Here is a 16,592-nt window from a genome sequence, read left to right as displayed (position 1 = left end):
CAATGTTTGCTGCGACTACAGCGCGCTGGTGTAGATCGTCAGGATGTCGGAAACCCCCAGGGCGCGCGGGTTGTTGTCGATCAGGCGCTTTATGGCGAAAGCCTCCTCGGCCCAGACCGGCAATTCGGCTTCCTGCGCGCCATGGCGCGCAAGGCTCATCTCGATGCCGAGGTCACGGCAATAGGCCATGCTTCCGGCCAGCACCTCCCGCGCATCGGCCAGCTGCCCGAGGCCGAGTGCCGTGACGATCTCAGTCGTCTTGTCGGGGCGCGCGGTGGTGTTGAACGCCAGCACGTGCGGAAAGACGATGGCGTTGGCGAGGCCATGCGGCAGCTTGAGGCGCGTCCCCAGCGGATAGGCCAGCGCATGCCCGCCGGCCGTATTCACCGGACCGAGGCAGAGACCGCCATAGTAGGACGCCAGCATCATGCCGGCGCGCGCTTCGGTATCGGCGCCATCAGCGACGGCGCGCGGCAGATATCGACCGACGAGTTCGATGCCCAACCGCGCATAACCGTCAATCAGCGGGTGCGCCTTGAGGTTGGTGAAAGCCTCGACGCAATGCGCCAGCGCATCGATACCGGTGGCTGCGGTAACCGCCGCCGGCACCGAATAGGTGAGTTCGGGGTCGAGCACCGCGATATCGGCCAGCATGTGCCGGCTCTCGACCGCCAGCTTCGCCAGCGTCGCGGGGTTGGTGACCAGCGAGCGGATGCCGGCTTCCGAGCCGGTGCCCGAGGTCGTCGGCACCTGGGCGAGGGCGGAGCGGCGGCCGGCGAGCTTGTCGACACCCACCACATCGAGCACTGCCTGCTCGCTGTCCCAGAGCGCAGCAACGAGCTTCGCCACATCCATCACCGAGCCGCCGCCGAGCCCGATCACCAGGTCGGGACGGAACGCCCGCGCGGCTGCCAGCACCGCCTCCACGGCGGGGAGATCGGGCTCGGGCGGAATATCGATATAGGTCGCGACCTCCCCGCTGAGCCCGATGCGCTCGACAAAGCCGACGGTCGGCGGCATGGCGACGACGAAGATGCGCCGATAGCCGGCGGCCCAGGCGCCGAGCCGGGCAATCGCCCCTGCCCCGATCTCGAGCCGCGATGGCTGCAGCAACGTGATGGGGCGGGCCATGGAGAGCACGGCGTCAGACATTGTCCGCCGCCTCCAGTTCGCCCATCCGAGCCCAGACCGTGGCGATCTCGTCTGCCGTCAGCTCGACCAGCGGCGGCCGCACCCGCGTCCAGCCATCGTGGCCACGGCGCTTGGCCAGCATCGCCTTGATGGTCGGCAACTGCACATAGGCGTTGGAAAGGTCGCGCCAGGCATTGATCCGCCCCTGCGCTGCCTCGACTTCGGCGGCCTTCTGCGGATCGAACCAGTTGTCGAACACTACGCGCAGGTGCCTGGCGATCAGGTTGGAGCTCGAGGTGATGCACCCGGCGCCGCCGGCCCTGAGCAGCGGCAGCATCAGCGGGTCGGCGCCGGCCAGCACGGCGAAATTCTCGAAGGCCGAGGCGAAGGCCGCCATGCTCTCGAGCTTGCCCGAACTGTCCTTGACCCCGATGATGATGCCCGGAAACGCCTCGCGCAGCCGGGCGGTCAGTTCCAGCGAGATGCCGACCTGGGCGATCGGCGGGATGTGGTAGAGGACGACGCGTAAGCTATCGCTCGCCACCCCCTCGATCACCTCGGCATAAAAGCGGAACAGCCCCTCGTCGCTCACCCCCTTGTAGTAAAAGGGCGGCAGCACGACGCTGGCGGCGACGCCCGCATCGAGCGCATGGCGGGTCAGCGCCACCGTATCGGCAACATTGGTCTGCGAGGTGCCGGGCAACAGCCGCTTGGGCTCGACGCCCGCGGCGATGACGTGCTCGAGCAGCTGCCGGCGCTGCATGAGGCTGAACGAGTTGGCTTCCCCGGTGGTGCCGAGCAGCGCAATGCCGTCGCACCCTTCGGCCAGCAGCGCCCTGGCGTGGCTCGCAAAACTCTCGTGATCCGGCGCGCCATCGGCGAGGACCGGCGTCGCCGCGGCGCTGAACACGCCGTGGACGGGGAACGTGGTGGCAGGATTCATTGCTTGTTCCCCGCAACGAGACGCCGCGCATAAGCAATGGCGGAATTCATGTTGGTGTGGTTGGCCTTGCCGGTGCCGGCGATATCGAAGGCGGTGCCGTGATCAACCGAGGTGCGATCGATCGGCAGCCCCAGCGACACGTTCACCGCGGTATCGAAAGCGACGAGCTTGATCGGGATATGGCCCTGGTCGTGATACTGGGCGATCACCAGGTCGAAGGCGCCGTTATGGGCGCGGTGATAGACCGTATCGGCCGAGATCGGCCCCTCGACAGCGATGCCCTCGGCTCGCGCCATGGCGACGGCGGGCACCACCTGCTGGTCGTCCTCGCTGCCGAACAGCCCGTTCTCGCCGCAATGCGGGTTGATGCCGGCCACCGCGATGCGCGGGCTGGCATAGCCGATGCGCTTCAGGTGCTCGTTGCCGGCCCGGATGGTGGCGAGGATGCGCTCGGGCGTGGCGCGGTCGATGGCGGTCTTGAGCGACACATGCGTCGACACATGGATGACCTTCAACCGCTCCGAACCCAGCAGCATGAACGCCGATTTCTGCCCGGTCAGCGCCGCCAGCATGCCGGTATGGCCGTCATAGTGGTGGCCGGCGCGGTTCAGCGCTTCCTTGTTGATCGGCGCAGTGACGAGGCAGCCGATAATGCCGGCCTCGGCGTCGCGCACTGCCTTCTCGATAAAGCGGAACGCCGCATCGCCGGCGCGCGGATCGAGCTTGCCCCAGGGCAGCGGGCCGCCTTCGACCGGCAGGTCGATCACGATCTCATCGAGATCGAGCGTCAGCCCGGTGGCGCGGAGCGCCTGCTCCAGCGTCGCGCGGTTGCCATAGATGCGGGTGCGGGCGCGGTCCTCGGCGCTCATCTCGGCCACCGCCTTGACCGAGATTTCCGGGCCGACGCCGGCCGGGTCGCCCATGGTGATGCCGATAATGTCGCTCACGAGTTTTCTCCGTCGATCCATCCCTTGGGGAGACGGACATATTTGATGGCGCGCCGGAAGTAGGTGTAGGCGACATGCAGTGCGCCGTCCGGTCCTTCCAGCAGGTATGGGTAGGACAGCTCCTTGTTCCGCCCATCCACCGAATTGTTGGTGAGGCAGGTGCCGGGGCTGTCATCGATAATGCGGCGGAGCGGCCAGGTGACGCCGCCATCCGACGAGACGCTGAGCGTCAACGGGGCGCGCGGCACGCCCCAGACCGGGGCACAGCCGCCGCTGGCGTCGGGCCGGTCGTCGCCGGCCTCGATCTCGTCATAAAGCGACACCCGGCGATCCGCCGAAGTCGCGGCGGAGGTCGGGTTGCCCACCATGGCGAGCCGCCCATCGGCGAGGCGGATGACGTTGATCGACGAGTTGTTGTTGGGCACATCGGTCGGCGCCGGCGCCGACCAGGTGAAACCGCCATCGCGGCTTTCGGAGCGGTGGACGAAATCGGATTGCCGGCGGCGGTAGAAGGCGACGAGATGATCGCCGTCGAGCGGCACGATGGTCATATGCACCGAGCCGATCGAGCCAGGCACTTCGCTGAGCACCCAGTTCTGGCCGTCATCACGGCTGACCGCGACGCCGGCGGTATCGTGGCTGCCGTTCCAGCGCTGGCCCGGCCGCGAGATGCAGCGGAACACCGGCATCAGCGTCGCGCCATCCTTGCGCCGGACGAAGCGGGCGCGGACGAACGTGCCGAGCGGCAGATCGAGGTCGCGCGGCGCGCCGCCGACCAGGCGATCGCCCTCGAGACTGATCGGCCGGCTGCGCAACAGGCACTCATCCTGGTTGCCGGCGGGCTGGGCGGTGTGGATCAGCTGCCAGTTCCCCGCGGCGTCGCGCGCCAGCACCGGGTTCTGCTCCGAGCGCTCGGCATCGTGGCTGAGCTGCACCGTCGGGCCGAACGCGTCGGCGCCCGGCGCCAGCACCGTGCCGTGGATCGAGATATCCGACTTGCCCTCGAGCGTGCCGCCGAACCACAGGCAGGCGAGCGTGCCGTCATCCAGGAGCTCGATGAAGGCAGCGTGGTTCTGCACCATGGGCGAGGCGAGAAACGCCTCGTAGCGGCCATCGGCAGTGCCGGCCAGCCGACCATTCATCTGCGCGGCGATCTCGTCCGGAGTCATCTCTCCCCCACTTGCTGTTGGCCGCAAAAGTCACACCGAAACACATGTTGTCAAGTTATTATCAGCGTTGTCAGCGGCATAGACGTTGGTCGGATGTTAGATATATCTACGTATTTTCAATGTATTAGCTTTCATCTGCGCAACCGAAAGGCCCGTTCATACACTTTTAATTTGACAACCTTCGCTGCACTCGGGTTAGGTGCAGCCCGATCGGTGACCGCCTGAGCGGCGCCGGGCGCCTTCAATTCGGCGCCGGGAGTTTCGCGTGGGTTGTTCGCAGCTCGGCCCGCGCCAATCGTGAAAGCTGCGTTGGGAGGATGACTTGATCATCAAGCACGTTCTGGCCGGCGCCCTCATGGCTACGGGGTTGGTTGCCCCCGCCATGGCGCAGTCCAATACCGACATCACCGTGGTGCTCAGCGAAGAACTCGACCTCGTCGAGCCTTGCATGGCGACCCGCTCCAATATCGGCCGCGTCATCATGGAAAACATCTCCGAGACGCTGACCGAGCTCGACGTGCGCGGCGACAAGGGGCTGATGCCGCGCCTCGCCGACAGCTGGGAAGACAAGGGCAACGGCACCTGGCAGTTCAAGCTGCATCCGGGCGTCAAATTCTCCGATGGCAGCGATTTCGACGCCGCTGACGTCAAGCACTCGTTCGACCGGGTGTTCAGCGACCAGATCACTTGCGAGAGCAAGCGCTACTTCGCCGACACCAAGCTCGATTTCAACATCGTCGACGCCAATACCATCGACGTCACGGCCACGCCGGCGCAGCCGATCCTGCCGCTGTTGATGTCGCTGGTCACCATCGTTCCCTCGGAGACGCCGATCGAGTTCGTGCGCGATCCGATCGGCACCGGCCCCTACAAGATGACCGAGTGGACCGCCGGCCAGCAGATCGTTTTGACCCGCCGCGACGATTATTGGGGCGCCGCCCCCGCGGTGACCAAGGCGACCTACCTGTTCCGCTCCGAGCCGGCCGTGCGCGCCGCCATGGTCGAAGCCGGCGAAGCCGATATCGCCCCGCAGATCACCGAGGTGGAAGCGACCAACCCCAAGACCGATTTCACCTACCCGAACTCGGAAACCGTGTACCTGCGCATCGACCAGACGGTCGAGCCCATGGGTGACTTGCGCGTCCGCCAGGCGCTCAATGCCGCCATCGACCGCGAGGCCTTTATCGGCACCGTGCTCGCCGCCGGCACCGAACTCGCCGTCGCCATGGTGCCGCCGACGACGCTGGGCTGGAACTCCACCCTCACCCCGCCGGCCTATGACCTCGAAGGCGCCAAGGCGCTGCTCGCCGCTGCCGCCGCCGATGGCGTCAACGTCAAGGCGCCGGTCGAAGTGATCGCCCGCACCGAGAACTTCCCGCACGTCACCGAAGTGGGTGAAGCGCTGGTCGACATGCTCAACGAAGCCGGCTTCAACGCCAGCCTGCGCATGGTCGAAGTGGCCGAGCACGAGCAGTATTATTCAAAGCCCTATCCCGAGGGGCGTCCGGCCCAGCTCGTCGTCGCCCAGCACGATAACTCGCGCGGCGATCCGGTGTTCTCGATGTACTTCAAGTATCACAGCCAGGGCACCCAGTCGGGCGTCAACGACCCCAAGGTCGATGCGCTGATCGAGAAGGCCAGCGCCGCGACCGGCGAGGAGCGCGCCGCGCTCTGGTCCGAACTGTTCGCCTATGTGCAGAAGGACATCGTCGCCGACGCCCTGCTGTTCCACATGGTCGGCCACAGCCGGGTGAGCGAACGGCTCGCCTTCACCCCGACCATCGCCACCAACCAGCAGCTGCAGCTGAGCGAGATCGGCTTCAAGTAAGCCGCTTCCAGACTACACTGTTGGCGGCGCCGGACCCCCGCGTCCGGCGCCGCCGCCCATAAGGACACCCGAGCGCCATGACCAAACTGATCGGACAACGCGCGATCGCCAGCCTCCTCTCCCTGTTCGGGCTGATGGTGCTGGTGTTCTTCCTGTCGCGCCTGACCGGCGATCCGGCCGTGCTGTTCCTGCCGATCGACGCCACCGAGCAGATGAAAGAGGAGTTCCGCGCGCTGCACGGGCTCGACCTCCCGATCATCGAGCAGTTCTGGCGCTACCTGCTCGATCTGCTGCAGCTCGATTTCGGCGACAGCCTGCGCAAGGCCCGCCCTGCCCTCGAGGTGGTGCTCGAGGCCTATGCCTGGACGCTGCCGCTGGCGCTCATCACCATGGCGATCGTCGTCGTCGCCGCCATCGTACTCGGCTCGCTCGCCGCCTTCAAGGTCGGCGGCTTTTTCGACCGGCTGGTCTCGATCGTCTCGCTGGTCGGCGCCTCGGCCCCGGATTTCTGGATCGCCATTGTCGCGATCGTGGTGTTCTCGATCGGCCTCGGCTGGGTGCCGACTTCCGGCGTCGGCACGCCGCTCCACTGGGTGCTGCCGATCGCCGTGCTGTTCATCCGCCCCTTCGGCCTCGTGGTGCAGGTGGTGCGCGGCTCGATGCTAGGGGCGCTGAGCGCTCCCTATGTGAAGACGGCGCGCGCCAAGGGAGTGAAGAACCTGCCGCTGATCTTCGTCCATACGCTGCGCAACGGCATGCTGCCGGTCATCACCGTGATCGGCGACCAGGCCGCGGCCATGCTCAACGGCGCGGTGATCGTCGAAACCATTTTCGGCTTTCCCGGCGTCGGCAAGCTGATGATCGACTCGATCCTGCAGCGCGATTTCAACGTGGTGCTGGCGGCGATCATGGTCACCGCCCTCGCCATCTTCCTCATGAACATCCTGATCGACATCGCCTATTCGCTGCTCGATCCGCGCATCCGGCACTAAGGACATGTCGCCCGTGACCGATACGTCGCTCGCCAAAACCCCCGCTCCGGCCCCGCGCGCCGCGCCGCCTTTGCTCGCCATGCTGTGGCGCGACAAGCTCGCCTTCGCCTCGGCGGTGATCCTGCTGCTGATCGTCGTCGCGGCGCTGCTCGGCCCGGCTTTGCTGGGTGAAATGGCCAATGACCAGAACCTCAGGGGGCGCAACTTTGCGCCGTTCAGCCTCGCCCGCGGCTGGCAGTTCTTCCTCGGCGGCGACTCGCTGGGCCGGCCAATGCTGGCCCGGCTGATCGTTGCCGCGCACTCGACCATCCTGATCGCCGCCGGCACCGTCGCCGCGGCGGCATTGGTCGGCGCCGCCGCTGGGCTGGTCGCCGGCTATATGGGCAAGACCACCTCGCAGGTGATCATGCGGCTCGCCGACGTCATCATGTCGTTCCCCTCGCTGCTGCTCGCCGTGGTGGTGCTCTACGTGCTCGGACCCTCGATCCCCAACATGATCCTGGTGCTCGCCATCACCCGCATCCCGATTTACCTCCGCACCACCCGCGCCGAGGTGCTGGAAGTGCGCGAGCGGATGTTCGTCCAGGCCGCCGTGGTGATGGGCGCCTCGCACCGGCGCATCATCTTCCGCCACATCCTGCCGGTGGTGGCGCCGACGCTCTTGACCATCGCGACGCTCGATTTCGCCTTCGTCATGCTGGCCGAGAGCTCGCTGAGCTTTCTCGGCATCGGCGTGCAGCCACCTGATATCACCTGGGGCCTGATGGTGGCGCAGGGCCGCCCCTACCTCACCACCGCCTGGTGGCTGGCCTTCTGGCCGGGGCTCTTGATCGTCATCACCGCGCTGGCGCTGAACCTGCTTTCGGGCTGGATGCGCATCGCGCTCGATCCCAACCAGCGCTGGCGCCTCGAAGCCAGGAGCACTGCGCCAGTAAGCGCCAAACCAGCGAGCCCCACCCATGGCTGAGGCTTTGCTCACGGTCAAAAACCTGTCGGTGGATTTTCACACCGCCCGCGGCACGGTGCACGCGGTGAAAGATGTCAGCTGGTCGGTCGGCCGCGGCGAAACCCTCGCCATTCTCGGCGAAAGCGGCTCGGGCAAATCGGTCTCCGCCAATGCGGTGATGAACCTGCTCGATACCCCGCCGGCCCGCATCGTCTCCGGCGAAATCCTCTATGACGGCAAGGATCTCTTGCAGGTCAGCTACGAGGAGCACCGGGCGCTCAACGGCAAGAAGATCGCCATGATCTTCCAGGATCCGCTCGGCCACCTGAACCCGGTCTATACGGTGGGCTGGCAGATCGTCGAGATGATGACCGCCCATGGCCGTCCCGCCGCCATGGCCCGGGCCCGGGCGCTCGAGCTGATCGCCCGCGTCGGCATTGCCGACCCCGAAGCGGCGATGCGGAAATACCCGCACCAGTTCTCCGGCGGCCAGCGCCAGCGCCTGATGATCGCCATGGCGCTGATGCTGAAGCCCGACATCCTGATCGCCGACGAGCCGACCACCGCCCTCGATGTCACCATCCAGGCCGAAGTGCTGGCGCTGCTCAAGGAACTGCAGGCCGAGACCGGCATGGGGTTGGTGCTCATCACCCACGATCTCGGCGTCGTCGCCGAGATCGCCGACCGCGTCGTGGTGATGAACCAGGGCGAGATCGTCGAGACCGGCAGCGTGCGCGACGTCTACCACCAGCCGCAGCACGCCTATACCAAAAAGCTGATCGGCGCCGCGCCCGGCAAGGGCGAGATAAAGCTGCTCGAAGCCGATGCGCCGCTGCTGCTCGAAACCAAGAACCTCAAGAAGAGCTATGGCGGCTTCACCGCGCTCAAGGGCGCCTCGCTGACCCTGCTGCGCGGCCAGAGTCTTGCCGTGGTGGGGGAGAGCGGCTCGGGCAAATCGACCCTGGCGCGCACCCTGTTGCGGCTCGAGGTCGCCGATGGCGGCGAGGCGCTGTGGAAGGGCCGCGACCTGATCCGCATGGGGGCGCGCGAACTGCTCGGGGTGCGCCGCGAGATCCAGATGGTGTTCCAGGATCCGACCCAGTCGCTCAACCCGCGCATGTCGGTCTACCAGCTGATCGCTGAGGGCTGGGACATCCACAAGCTGATGCCCGACCGGGCGCAGCGCCGGGCCCGGGTCGCCGAACTCCTCGACCAGGTCGGGCTCTCGCCCGAGCATGCCGAGCGCTATCCGCATCAGTTCTCGGGCGGGCAGCGCCAGCGCATCGCCATCGCCCGGGCCTTGGCGCTCGAGCCCGAGCTGATCATCTGCGACGAGGCGGTATCGGCGCTCGACGTCTCGATCCAGGCCCAGGTGATCGCGCTGCTCGACAGCCTGCGCCGGCGGCTCGGCATCGCCTTCCTGTTCATCGCCCACGACCTGGGCGTGGTGCGCGATTTCGCCGATACGGTGATCGTCATGCAGGCCGGTGAGATCGTCGAACGCGGCCCGACCGCGCAGATCTTCGACAACCCGCAGCACCCCTATACGCAGCGGCTGCTGGCCGCCAATCTCGACCCCGATCCGGACGTACAGGCCAGCCGCCGCGCCAGCATTGCGGCGCAAAATGCCTGAACTGGCGATCATTGCCGATGACCTGACCGGGGCGCTCGACGCCGCGGCGCCCTTCGCCATGCGGTCGATTTCGACCGCCGTGGCGTTGAACCCGGCCGCGCTCGGGGAGGCGATTGCCGGCGGCGCCCGCGTCATCGGCGTGTCGACCGACAGCCGCGAGCTGCCACCCAATGAGGCGCGCGCCGCGGTTGCAGCTGCGCTGGCCGCCCTGCCCGCCGGCACCCGGCTGTTCAAGAAGGTCGACTCCCGCCTCAAGGGCCAGATCGCCGCCGAGCTCGACGCCGTCCCGCATTTGAGCAGTCTCGTCATCCCCGCCATCCCGGGTTTCGGCCGCTGGGTGCGAGAGGGGGCCCTCGGCGGTTTCGGCGTTGCGGCGCCCGTCGCCATTGCCCCCCGCCTCGGTGCCCATGCCGACCGCGCCAGCATCCCCGATATCGAGAGCGACGCCGATATCGCCGCGGCGCTGGCAACCCCGCACGACCTGCCGATCGGCGCCCGCGGCCTCGCCGAAGCCATGGCCCGCGCCATGGCGCCCGACGCCCCGGCGCCGGATGTGGCCCTGCGCCAACGCCACGCCTACCTGGTGATCGGTTCGACCGACCCGATCACCCTCGCCCAACTGGCTGAGCTGCGGGCCTCCGGTCCTGGCCTCGCCTATATCGCCGCGCCGAACGGCATCGGTCCGGCCGCATTGCCCGCCCCGGCACGGCTGACCGTACTGCAGGCCACTCCCGGCGCCACCGCCGCCGACGGCAAATCGGTGGCCAATGCCCTCGCCGACACGTTACAGCGCCTCGCGCCACCGCCGGGCGCACTGCTGGTCCTCTCGGGCGGCGCCACCGCGCAGGCGGTGCTCGAGCGTCTGGGCGTCCGAGTGCTCGACCTCGTCGGCGAAGCCCTGCCCGGCCTGCCCCTGGCGCAAGGCGGCGGCTTGACCTTTGTCACCAAATCGGGCGGCTTTGGCGGGCCTGAAACGCTGCAACACCTGCTGCATCCGTTCCACAGAGAGGAGGAGCGCCTCGCATGACCATGAGCGAAGGTCTCAACGTTCGGCGGAGCCTCTCCGACGCGGTGTTCGACCGCATCCAGCGGGCCATCAAGTCGGGGGCCTATGCGGTGGATGCCCGGCTGCCGACCGAGCATGCGCTCGCCGCCGAGTTCCAGGTGTCTCGCCCGGTGGTGCGCGATGCGCTGCAGCGGCTGCGTGATCAGGGGCTGATCTATTCGCGCCAGGGCGCCGGCAGCTTCGTGCGCGAACAAGGGCTGCGCGAGCCGCTTGGCTTCGGCCAGATGGAGAACCTCTCCGACCTACAGCACTGCTACGATTTCCGCCTGACCATCGAGCCCGAAGCCGCGGCGATGGCAGCGCAGCGCCGCACCCCTGAAGCGCTGGCCCGGATCAAATCGGCCCTCAGCCTGTTGCGCGATGCCACCAACCGCCAGGCGCACCGCGCCGACGCCGATTTCATGTTCCACCTCAGCATCGCCCAGGCCTCGGCTAACCCGTATTTCTCCACCGCCATGCAGGCGCTGGAAGAACACATCGCCGTCGGCATGCGCTTCCACGGCATTTCGCTGCGCTCGACCAGCGACGGCCTGCAGCACGTCTTCACCGAACACTCCGCCGTCTTCGAAGCGATCAACGCCGCCGACCCCGACACGGCGCGCGCGCGCATGCGGGAGCATCTGCAAGGCTCGCGGGATCGGCTGTTTGCCCCGAAGGGTTGAGTAGCCCCAGACTATCAGTCGGCGCACCCTCYCCCGCWKGCGGGRGAGGGAATCCCGACTGCACGTTCAGTGGCCGTCCGACACCCCCCGCAACACCGCCTGCGCGCCTTCGTAAAGCCCGTCGCTCGCCCCGACCGGCATCGCCTCGATCCCGACAAACCCCGCATAGCCGGCCTGCAGCAGCCAGTTGAATTCCGCTGCCCAGTCATGCGCCCCTGCCCCGAACTCGTGCCGGCCGGGAATGTCAGCCACCTGGACGTGCCCCACCAGCGGCATGTTCCCCGCCACCGCCCAGCCGAGCGCCTCGCCGTTGAGGATGGCGTGGTAGCGGTCATAGAGGAACCGTACATTCGGCCGGCCCAGCCGGCGCAGCAGGTCGAGCGCGCTTTCGCTATCCTGCAGCAGCGCGTTCGGCCCCTCGAACTGCCGGTTCACCACTTCCACCAGCAGCTCCACCGGCAGGCCGGCAATCGCATCGGACGCCCGGGCCAGCGCCTCGCCGGCGGCCGCGAGCTGCGTTTCGAGCGCCACGCCGGCACTGATGTCGCCGGCCAGCACCACCAGCTTCGGACAGCCGAGCTCGACCGCCACCGCCGCCGTCTCGGCCACCCGCCGCACGAACTCGGCGTGCTCGGCCGGCTCGGCCAACTGGCACTTGTTGCGCCAATCCTCGACGCAGAGCGTTTCGAGCTTGGTGCCGGTGTCGCGCAAAGCGAGGCCCAGCGCCGCGAGCGGCTTGTCCCGCCAGTCCCAGATTTCCACCGCCGGAAAGCCGGCCGCGGCCGCCGCCCGCACCCGGTCGGGGAACGGACGATCGCCTTCGGCGAAGGCCAGCTCGATCGAGATGGAAAAGTCGATCACTTCCCCCGCACCGCGTCGACCACTGCCCGGCCCGCCTTCAGCGCCGCGACCGGATCGCTCGCCGCATCGAGTTCGAGCAGCACGATGTCGGCGCCCGGGGTCGCGAGCATCGCTTCCGACCAGGCATTCCAATCGACAATGCCGGCGCCGAAATCGGCCATGTAACGCTGCTGCTGGCTGTAGATGGTGTGGTCGATCGTGAGATCGGTCTCGATCTTGCCCACCGCATCCTTCCAGTGCGCGAGGATGATGCGCTGGTCGTGCTGGAGCGCCACCCGCACCGGATCGCCGCCGCCCAAGGTGATGTGGCAGGAATCCGGGCAAAGCCAGACATAGCGCGGGTCGGTATAGGCCATGAACAGCGCGATATCGCGCTCGTACCACAGCGCGCTGTTGGATTCGGTATGGAGCGCCAGCTTGATGCCGGCCCCCTCGATCGCCTCGCCCACCGCATGGGCGATGCCGGCCATCTCGGCCATGAACGCCTGATCGATGAACATCGGCGGCCGCACCCCGCGGGTCTTCCGCATCGGCAACCCGGTGACGAGGATCTCGCCACCCGCTTCGGCGATGAACGCCGCCCGCCGCTCCGCATCGGCGACAATGGCGCCGAGATCGGCGTTGCCGCTCCAGGCCGGTGCATCGGCCATGAAGGCGCTGACCACCGCGAGGCCGCGGCTTTCGAGCTCGGCCCGGAACGCCTTGGCGCTGCCGAACGCCTTCAGCACGTTGTCGATGCTGCCGGGCGCGAAGGTCAGCTCGAGCCCGCTGACGCCGGCTTCGGCGAGCGCGTTGAGCACCGTGCCCCAGAACTTGTCGAGATTGGCCGCCGCCCAGCTCCCCAGTTCCGCATCGCTCTCGAGGCCCCAGAACCGGGGGTGGTAGAAGGTGATGATGTCGGTCGCGAGCCGGCTGGCCATGGGTCTATCTCCGCTGGATGAAATTGAGAGGAAGGGCGCGCCGGGGAGCTATTTCAGCCCGGTAACGGCAACGCCGCGCACGAAGTACTTCTGTAAAAACAGGAACAGGATCAGCACCGGCAGCAGCACCACGATGGCGCCGGCGAGCAGCAGGCCATAGTCGATCGAGCGCGCCGCCTGGCTGGCGACGGCGAGCCCGACCGGCAGCGTGTAGGTGCCCTGGTCCTGCGCCACGATCAGCGGCCAGAGGAAATAGTTCCACGAGTTGAGGAAGGTGATGATGGCGACCGTGGCGATCGCCGGCCCGACCAGCGGCAGGAAGATGCCGAAAAAGATGCGGAACTCGCCGGCGCCATCGAGCCGGGCGGCTTCGAGCAGCTCGTCGGGCACCGAATCCGCGAACTGGCGCATGATGAACACCGCGATCGGCATCACCGCGATCGGCAGCACGATGCCGGCCAGCGTATTGACCAAGCCGAACTGCACGATGATGAAGAACTGCGGCACGAACAGCGCGATATAGGGGATCATCATCGCTGCAAGAATGCAGCCGAACACCAGCTTGCTGCCCTTGAACGGGAGCTTGGCCAGCGCATAGCCGGCGAGCGAACTGAACAAGACGTTCGAGGCGACGGTGAACGCCGAAACGATCAGCGAATTGCCCATATAGGTGCCGAACTGCCGGCGCTCGAACAGCTCGGCGAAATTGGCGAGGTTGGAGAAATCCTGCGGCAGCCAGGCGCCCGGCGCCGCCATGATCTCGCCCTGCGTCTTGAAGGCGCCGAACAGCACCCAGACGAAGGGCATGAGCACGATGGCTGCCACGAGGGTCAGTGCGGCGTAGAGCAGCGCGGTGCGCAACGGGTGCTTGCCGCTCATCGCCAGGCGCTCAGCAGCCTGAGCTGAAGGATGCCGAGCAGCACCACGATCGCCAGCATCACGTAGGAGCCGGCCATCGCCGCGGCGATATTGCCGTGCCCGAACTGCTCGTAGACCCAGAGCGCCACCGACTTGGTTGCGCTGAGCGGCCCGCCCTTGGTGAGGAGGTACGGCTCATCGAAAATGTTCATGTAGGAGACTGTCATCAGGACGCTGACCAGCACGGTCGCCGGTTTCAGCAGCGGCAGGGTCATGGAGAGGAAGCGCCGCCAGGCCGAGGCGCCGTCGATCGCCGCCGCCTCGTAGACATCCTCGGGAATGGCCTGCAACCCGGCGAGAAACAGCACCATGCAGGTACCGACATTGCGCCAGGTGGTGAGGAGGATCACCGTGCCGATCGCCATGTTCGGGTCGCCCAGCCAGTTGGGGCCGAGGAGGCCGAGCGAGCCGAGGAAGGTGTTGACCGGCCCCTTCAATGTGAAGGCGTATTGCCAGATCACCGCGGCGGCGACGATGTTGGTGATGACAGGCAGGTAGAAGGCCGAGCGATAGACGGCGCGGAGCCGCCTGATGCCGCTGTTGAGGGCGAGTGCGAGGATCAGCCCGATGGTCATCGTCAGGGGCACGCTGATGACGATGAAGATCCCGGTGGTCCACAGCGACTTGAGGAACCCGGCATTGGTGAGCACGCGGGCAAACGTATCGAGGAAGGTGAAATCCACCTCGAGCGGGTGCCGGATATCGGCAACGCCCATATCGGTGAAACTATAGACCAGCGCCACCAGCGCCGGGATGGCGGTGAAGACCAGGAAGATCGCGAGGAACGGCGCGACGAACAGCCAGGCCGTGGCAGCCTGCCACGACGATCCCCGCCTTGTGCCCACATTGGCCAACAGAATTCTCCGAGACGATGTTTCCGCCGAGTTCCCGGGCCGGTGCGGGAAGAGTACCCCCTCCCCTGCCCCCTCCCCGCAAGGGGGAGGGAGACGCCCTCACCGGCGCCAGTGTTTTGGTCTCCTCCCCCCTTGCGGGGGAGGGACAGGTTGGGGGGTGCTCTATGCGAACCGAACCATCCCGCGCCCTATAGCGCCTGCCTCAGTTCCCCACCCCCGCCGACTCTGCGAAGGCCTGCACGTCGTCGAGTACCTGCTTGGCCGTTGCCTGGCCGCGGGCCACCAGTTCCATCTGCTGGCCGAGATAGGTGCCGACCTGGTTCCAGGTTGAAACCTGCGGCACGTCGACGGCGGTCTGCAGTGCCTCGCGCTGGGCATTGAGCAGCCCGTTGGCGGCAATCGCCGGATCGTCCCAGGCCGCCTTCACGGCAGGGAGGCTGCCGAAATACTTGTACCAGGCGACCTGGGTTTCAGGCTGGGTCATGTAGCGCACCAGCTTCCAGGCGGCGGTCGGGTTCTTGCCGTCCTTCAGCACCGCGAGGCTGCCCGAGCCGAGCGCCGAGACGCTGCCGGCGGGGCCGGCCGGCATGATGGCCGTGGCGAGGTTGGCATTCACCCACTCGCGCCCATTGGCATCGACCAGCCACTGCTCGAACCAGGGGCCGATATCCTTGCCGGCGATCTCGTTGGACGTGAACCACGGCACGGTATCGAGGAATTTCGGGCCGTCGGGCGAGGCGAGCCCCTCGGAGAAGAACGAGCCCCAATAGTCGAGCGCCGCGACATTGGCGTCGGAATTGATGGTCCATTGCGTGCCGTCGGCGCTGAGCAAGCCGCCGCCGTTCTGGTGCACATATTCGTTGAGGCCCTGGGCGTTGTAGATATCGTAGCCGATATCCATGCCGAGCCCCCAGGTGGCGCCCTGCCCCTGCATCGCCTTGGCGAAGGCCTTCATCTCGTCCCAGGTCTTGGGCGCGCCGAGCCCGGCCTTGTCGGCCAGATCCTTGCGATACTGGAACATGGTGGCATAGGCATCCATCGGCACGCCGTAGGCCACGCCGCCCTTGACGCTGGTGGCATAGGCGCCGGGGAAGAAATCCTCGGCCTTGACCAGCCCTTCAGGCACCGCTGCAAAGGCCCCGGTCGCCATCAGGCTGGCCTGGCTCTGCGAATAGAGCCGCACCAGATCGGGCACCGTGCCGGCAGCAATGGCGGTCAACAGTTTTGCGTCGAACTGGTCGGACGGGATCTGGGTGATCTCCACCTTCAGCTCAGGGTTGGCCTTCTCGAAATCGGCAAGGAAGCTCGGCAGCTTCTCGCCCTCGGCGCCGCCGATCCAGAGCTGCAGTACCCCGCTCGCCGGAGCATCGTCGATGGTCTGGGCATGGGCAGTGGCGGCGAGGCCGAGCGACGCGGCCAAGGCGGAGGCGCCGATAAGGACGGCCCTCCGAGCTACACGATTGGTGGACTTCATACCTGTTCCCCGAGCTGGTGATGAGTGGGCACTGGTGTCCGTGGGCGCCGTCTAAACGTCTTCCCTCGAGACACCGGTTAGGCTTGGCAATCGATTGCCATGACGCTATTGGTTGCATATGCTGATTTTCTACGCAAGCGGGATTTGTGCACATGAGATGGGCAGTTGAGAGCGACAGCGGACCGGGCGCTAAGCCCTTGGCGCTGATTGGTTAGTTGTCGGGGGAATGCACGCACCGGTCTCTCAAT

Annotated in this window: 15 protein-coding genes; 6 read left to right on the top strand and 9 right to left on the bottom strand. The window is 66.9% G+C overall.

The window, feature by feature from the left end; translation table 11 throughout:
• Positions 1-15 precede the first annotated feature (15 nt).
• From ASC89_RS04260 to ASC89_RS04245, 4 genes are read right to left on the bottom strand one after another with little or no spacing between them, the layout of a single operon-like run.
• Positions 16-1,152 carry an iron-containing alcohol dehydrogenase gene (locus ASC89_RS04260; RefSeq protein WP_055884357.1) on the bottom strand — a complete coding sequence of 379 codons (1,137 nt, stop codon included), beginning with the start codon at positions 1,150-1,152 and terminating at the stop codon, positions 16-18.
• Positions 1,145-2,074 (bottom strand): dihydrodipicolinate synthase family protein, encoded by a 930-nt coding sequence (locus ASC89_RS04255; RefSeq protein WP_055995009.1) that lies wholly within the window; start codon positions 2,072-2,074, stop codon positions 1,145-1,147. The genes ASC89_RS04260 and ASC89_RS04255 overlap by 8 nt, the downstream gene beginning before the upstream one ends.
• Positions 2,071-3,021, bottom strand: a complete 951-nt coding sequence (pdxA, locus tag ASC89_RS04250) for a 4-hydroxythreonine-4-phosphate dehydrogenase PdxA (protein ID WP_055884365.1) — start codon at positions 3,019-3,021, stop codon at positions 2,071-2,073. Before pdxA ends, ASC89_RS04255 begins: the two co-directional genes overlap by 4 nt.
• Positions 3,018-4,190, bottom strand: a complete 1,173-nt coding sequence (locus ASC89_RS04245; protein ID WP_055995006.1) for an exo-alpha-sialidase — start codon at positions 4,188-4,190, stop codon at positions 3,018-3,020. Before ASC89_RS04245 ends, pdxA begins: the two co-directional genes overlap by 4 nt.
• Positions 4,191-4,545: 355 nt before the next feature.
• Between ASC89_RS04245 and ASC89_RS04240 the strand changes: the two genes are divergently transcribed.
• The 6 genes from ASC89_RS04240 to ASC89_RS04215 all read left to right on the top strand — a co-directional run bounded on the left by ASC89_RS04240 (position 4,546) and on the right by ASC89_RS04215 (position 11,317).
• The gene (locus ASC89_RS04240; protein WP_156384505.1) at positions 4,546-6,018 is read left to right on the top strand and encodes an ABC transporter substrate-binding protein; all 1,473 of its coding nucleotides are present in this window, start codon (positions 4,546-4,548) and stop codon (positions 6,016-6,018) included.
• Between the two features lie 77 nt (positions 6,019-6,095).
• Positions 6,096-7,010, top strand: a complete 915-nt coding sequence (locus tag ASC89_RS04235; RefSeq protein ID WP_055884370.1) for an ABC transporter permease — start codon at positions 6,096-6,098, stop codon at positions 7,008-7,010.
• Positions 7,011-7,014: 4 nt separating this feature from the next.
• On the top strand, positions 7,015-7,977 hold the full coding sequence (locus ASC89_RS04230; protein ID WP_055884373.1) for an ABC transporter permease: 963 nt from the start codon (positions 7,015-7,017) through the stop codon (positions 7,975-7,977).
• Positions 7,970-9,589, top strand: coding sequence for an ABC transporter ATP-binding protein (locus tag ASC89_RS04225; RefSeq protein ID WP_055995003.1), 1,620 nt, complete (start codon positions 7,970-7,972; stop codon positions 9,587-9,589). Before ASC89_RS04230 ends, ASC89_RS04225 begins: the two co-directional genes overlap by 8 nt.
• Positions 9,582-10,616 (top strand): four-carbon acid sugar kinase family protein, encoded by a 1,035-nt coding sequence (locus tag ASC89_RS04220; RefSeq protein ID WP_055995000.1) that lies wholly within the window; start codon positions 9,582-9,584, stop codon positions 10,614-10,616. Before ASC89_RS04225 ends, ASC89_RS04220 begins: the two co-directional genes overlap by 8 nt.
• Positions 10,613-11,317, top strand: coding sequence for a FadR/GntR family transcriptional regulator (locus ASC89_RS04215; RefSeq protein WP_055884383.1), 705 nt, complete (start codon positions 10,613-10,615; stop codon positions 11,315-11,317). The genes ASC89_RS04220 and ASC89_RS04215 overlap by 4 nt, the downstream gene beginning before the upstream one ends.
• A 66-nt stretch (positions 11,318-11,383) precedes the next feature.
• Here the strand turns inward: ASC89_RS04215 and ASC89_RS04210 are convergent, their stop codons facing one another.
• The 5 genes from ASC89_RS04210 to ASC89_RS04190 all read right to left on the bottom strand — a co-directional run bounded on the left by ASC89_RS04210 (position 11,384) and on the right by ASC89_RS04190 (position 16,344).
• Complete coding sequence (locus ASC89_RS04210; RefSeq protein ID WP_055994997.1) at positions 11,384-12,178, bottom strand: TIM barrel protein; 795 nt, start codon at positions 12,176-12,178, stop codon at positions 11,384-11,386.
• Complete coding sequence (locus ASC89_RS04205) at positions 12,175-13,098, bottom strand: sugar phosphate isomerase/epimerase (protein ID WP_055994994.1); 924 nt, start codon at positions 13,096-13,098, stop codon at positions 12,175-12,177. Before ASC89_RS04205 ends, ASC89_RS04210 begins: the two co-directional genes overlap by 4 nt.
• 48 nt (positions 13,099-13,146) lie before the next feature.
• Positions 13,147-13,977, bottom strand: coding sequence for a carbohydrate ABC transporter permease (locus ASC89_RS04200; protein WP_055877446.1), 831 nt, complete (start codon positions 13,975-13,977; stop codon positions 13,147-13,149).
• Positions 13,974-14,861 (bottom strand): carbohydrate ABC transporter permease, encoded by an 888-nt coding sequence (locus ASC89_RS04195; RefSeq protein ID WP_055995206.1) that lies wholly within the window; start codon positions 14,859-14,861, stop codon positions 13,974-13,976. Before ASC89_RS04195 ends, ASC89_RS04200 begins: the two co-directional genes overlap by 4 nt.
• A 211-nt stretch (positions 14,862-15,072) precedes the next feature.
• A complete protein-coding gene (locus tag ASC89_RS04190; RefSeq protein WP_082533170.1) occupies positions 15,073-16,344 on the bottom strand; it encodes an extracellular solute-binding protein in 1,272 nt (423 codons plus the stop codon).
• Between the last annotated feature and the right edge of the window lie 248 nt (positions 16,345-16,592).

Origin of the sequence: Devosia sp. Root413D1 (genome assembly GCF_001425235.1) — a bacterium.
Lineage (GTDB): Bacteria > Pseudomonadota > Alphaproteobacteria > Rhizobiales > Devosiaceae > Devosia_A.
Note: the sequence above shows the minus strand (reverse complement) of the source record. Positions and strands in the feature narration are given on the sequence as shown.

Bases quoted from the DNA above. Each gene is read 5' to 3' on its own strand.
- ASC89_RS04260 (WP_055884357.1), bottom strand. From the start codon at position 1,152: ATGTCTGACGCCGTGCTCTCCATGGCCCGCCCCATCACGTTGCTGCAG.
- ASC89_RS04255 (WP_055995009.1), bottom strand. From the start codon at position 2,074: ATGAATCCTGCCACCACGTTCCCCGTCCACGGCGTGTTCAGCGCCGCG.
- ASC89_RS04245 (WP_055995006.1), bottom strand. From the start codon at position 4,190: ATGACTCCGGACGAGATCGCCGCGCAGATGAATGGTCGGCTGGCCGGC.
- ASC89_RS04240 (WP_156384505.1), top strand. From the start codon at position 4,546: ATGGCTACGGGGTTGGTTGCCCCCGCCATGGCGCAGTCCAATACCGAC.
- ASC89_RS04235 (WP_055884370.1), top strand. From the start codon at position 6,096: ATGACCAAACTGATCGGACAACGCGCGATCGCCAGCCTCCTCTCCCTG.
- ASC89_RS04230 (WP_055884373.1), top strand. From the start codon at position 7,015: ATGTCGCCCGTGACCGATACGTCGCTCGCCAAAACCCCCGCTCCGGCC.
- ASC89_RS04225 (WP_055995003.1), top strand. From the start codon at position 7,970: ATGGCTGAGGCTTTGCTCACGGTCAAAAACCTGTCGGTGGATTTTCAC.
- ASC89_RS04220 (WP_055995000.1), top strand. From the start codon at position 9,582: ATGCCTGAACTGGCGATCATTGCCGATGACCTGACCGGGGCGCTCGAC.
- ASC89_RS04215 (WP_055884383.1), top strand. From the start codon at position 10,613: ATGACCATGAGCGAAGGTCTCAACGTTCGGCGGAGCCTCTCCGACGCG.
- ASC89_RS04205 (WP_055994994.1), bottom strand. From the start codon at position 13,098: ATGGCCAGCCGGCTCGCGACCGACATCATCACCTTCTACCACCCCCGG.
- ASC89_RS04200 (WP_055877446.1), bottom strand. From the start codon at position 13,977: ATGAGCGGCAAGCACCCGTTGCGCACCGCGCTGCTCTACGCCGCACTG.
- ASC89_RS04190 (WP_082533170.1), bottom strand. From the start codon at position 16,344: ATGAAGTCCACCAATCGTGTAGCTCGGAGGGCCGTCCTTATCGGCGCC.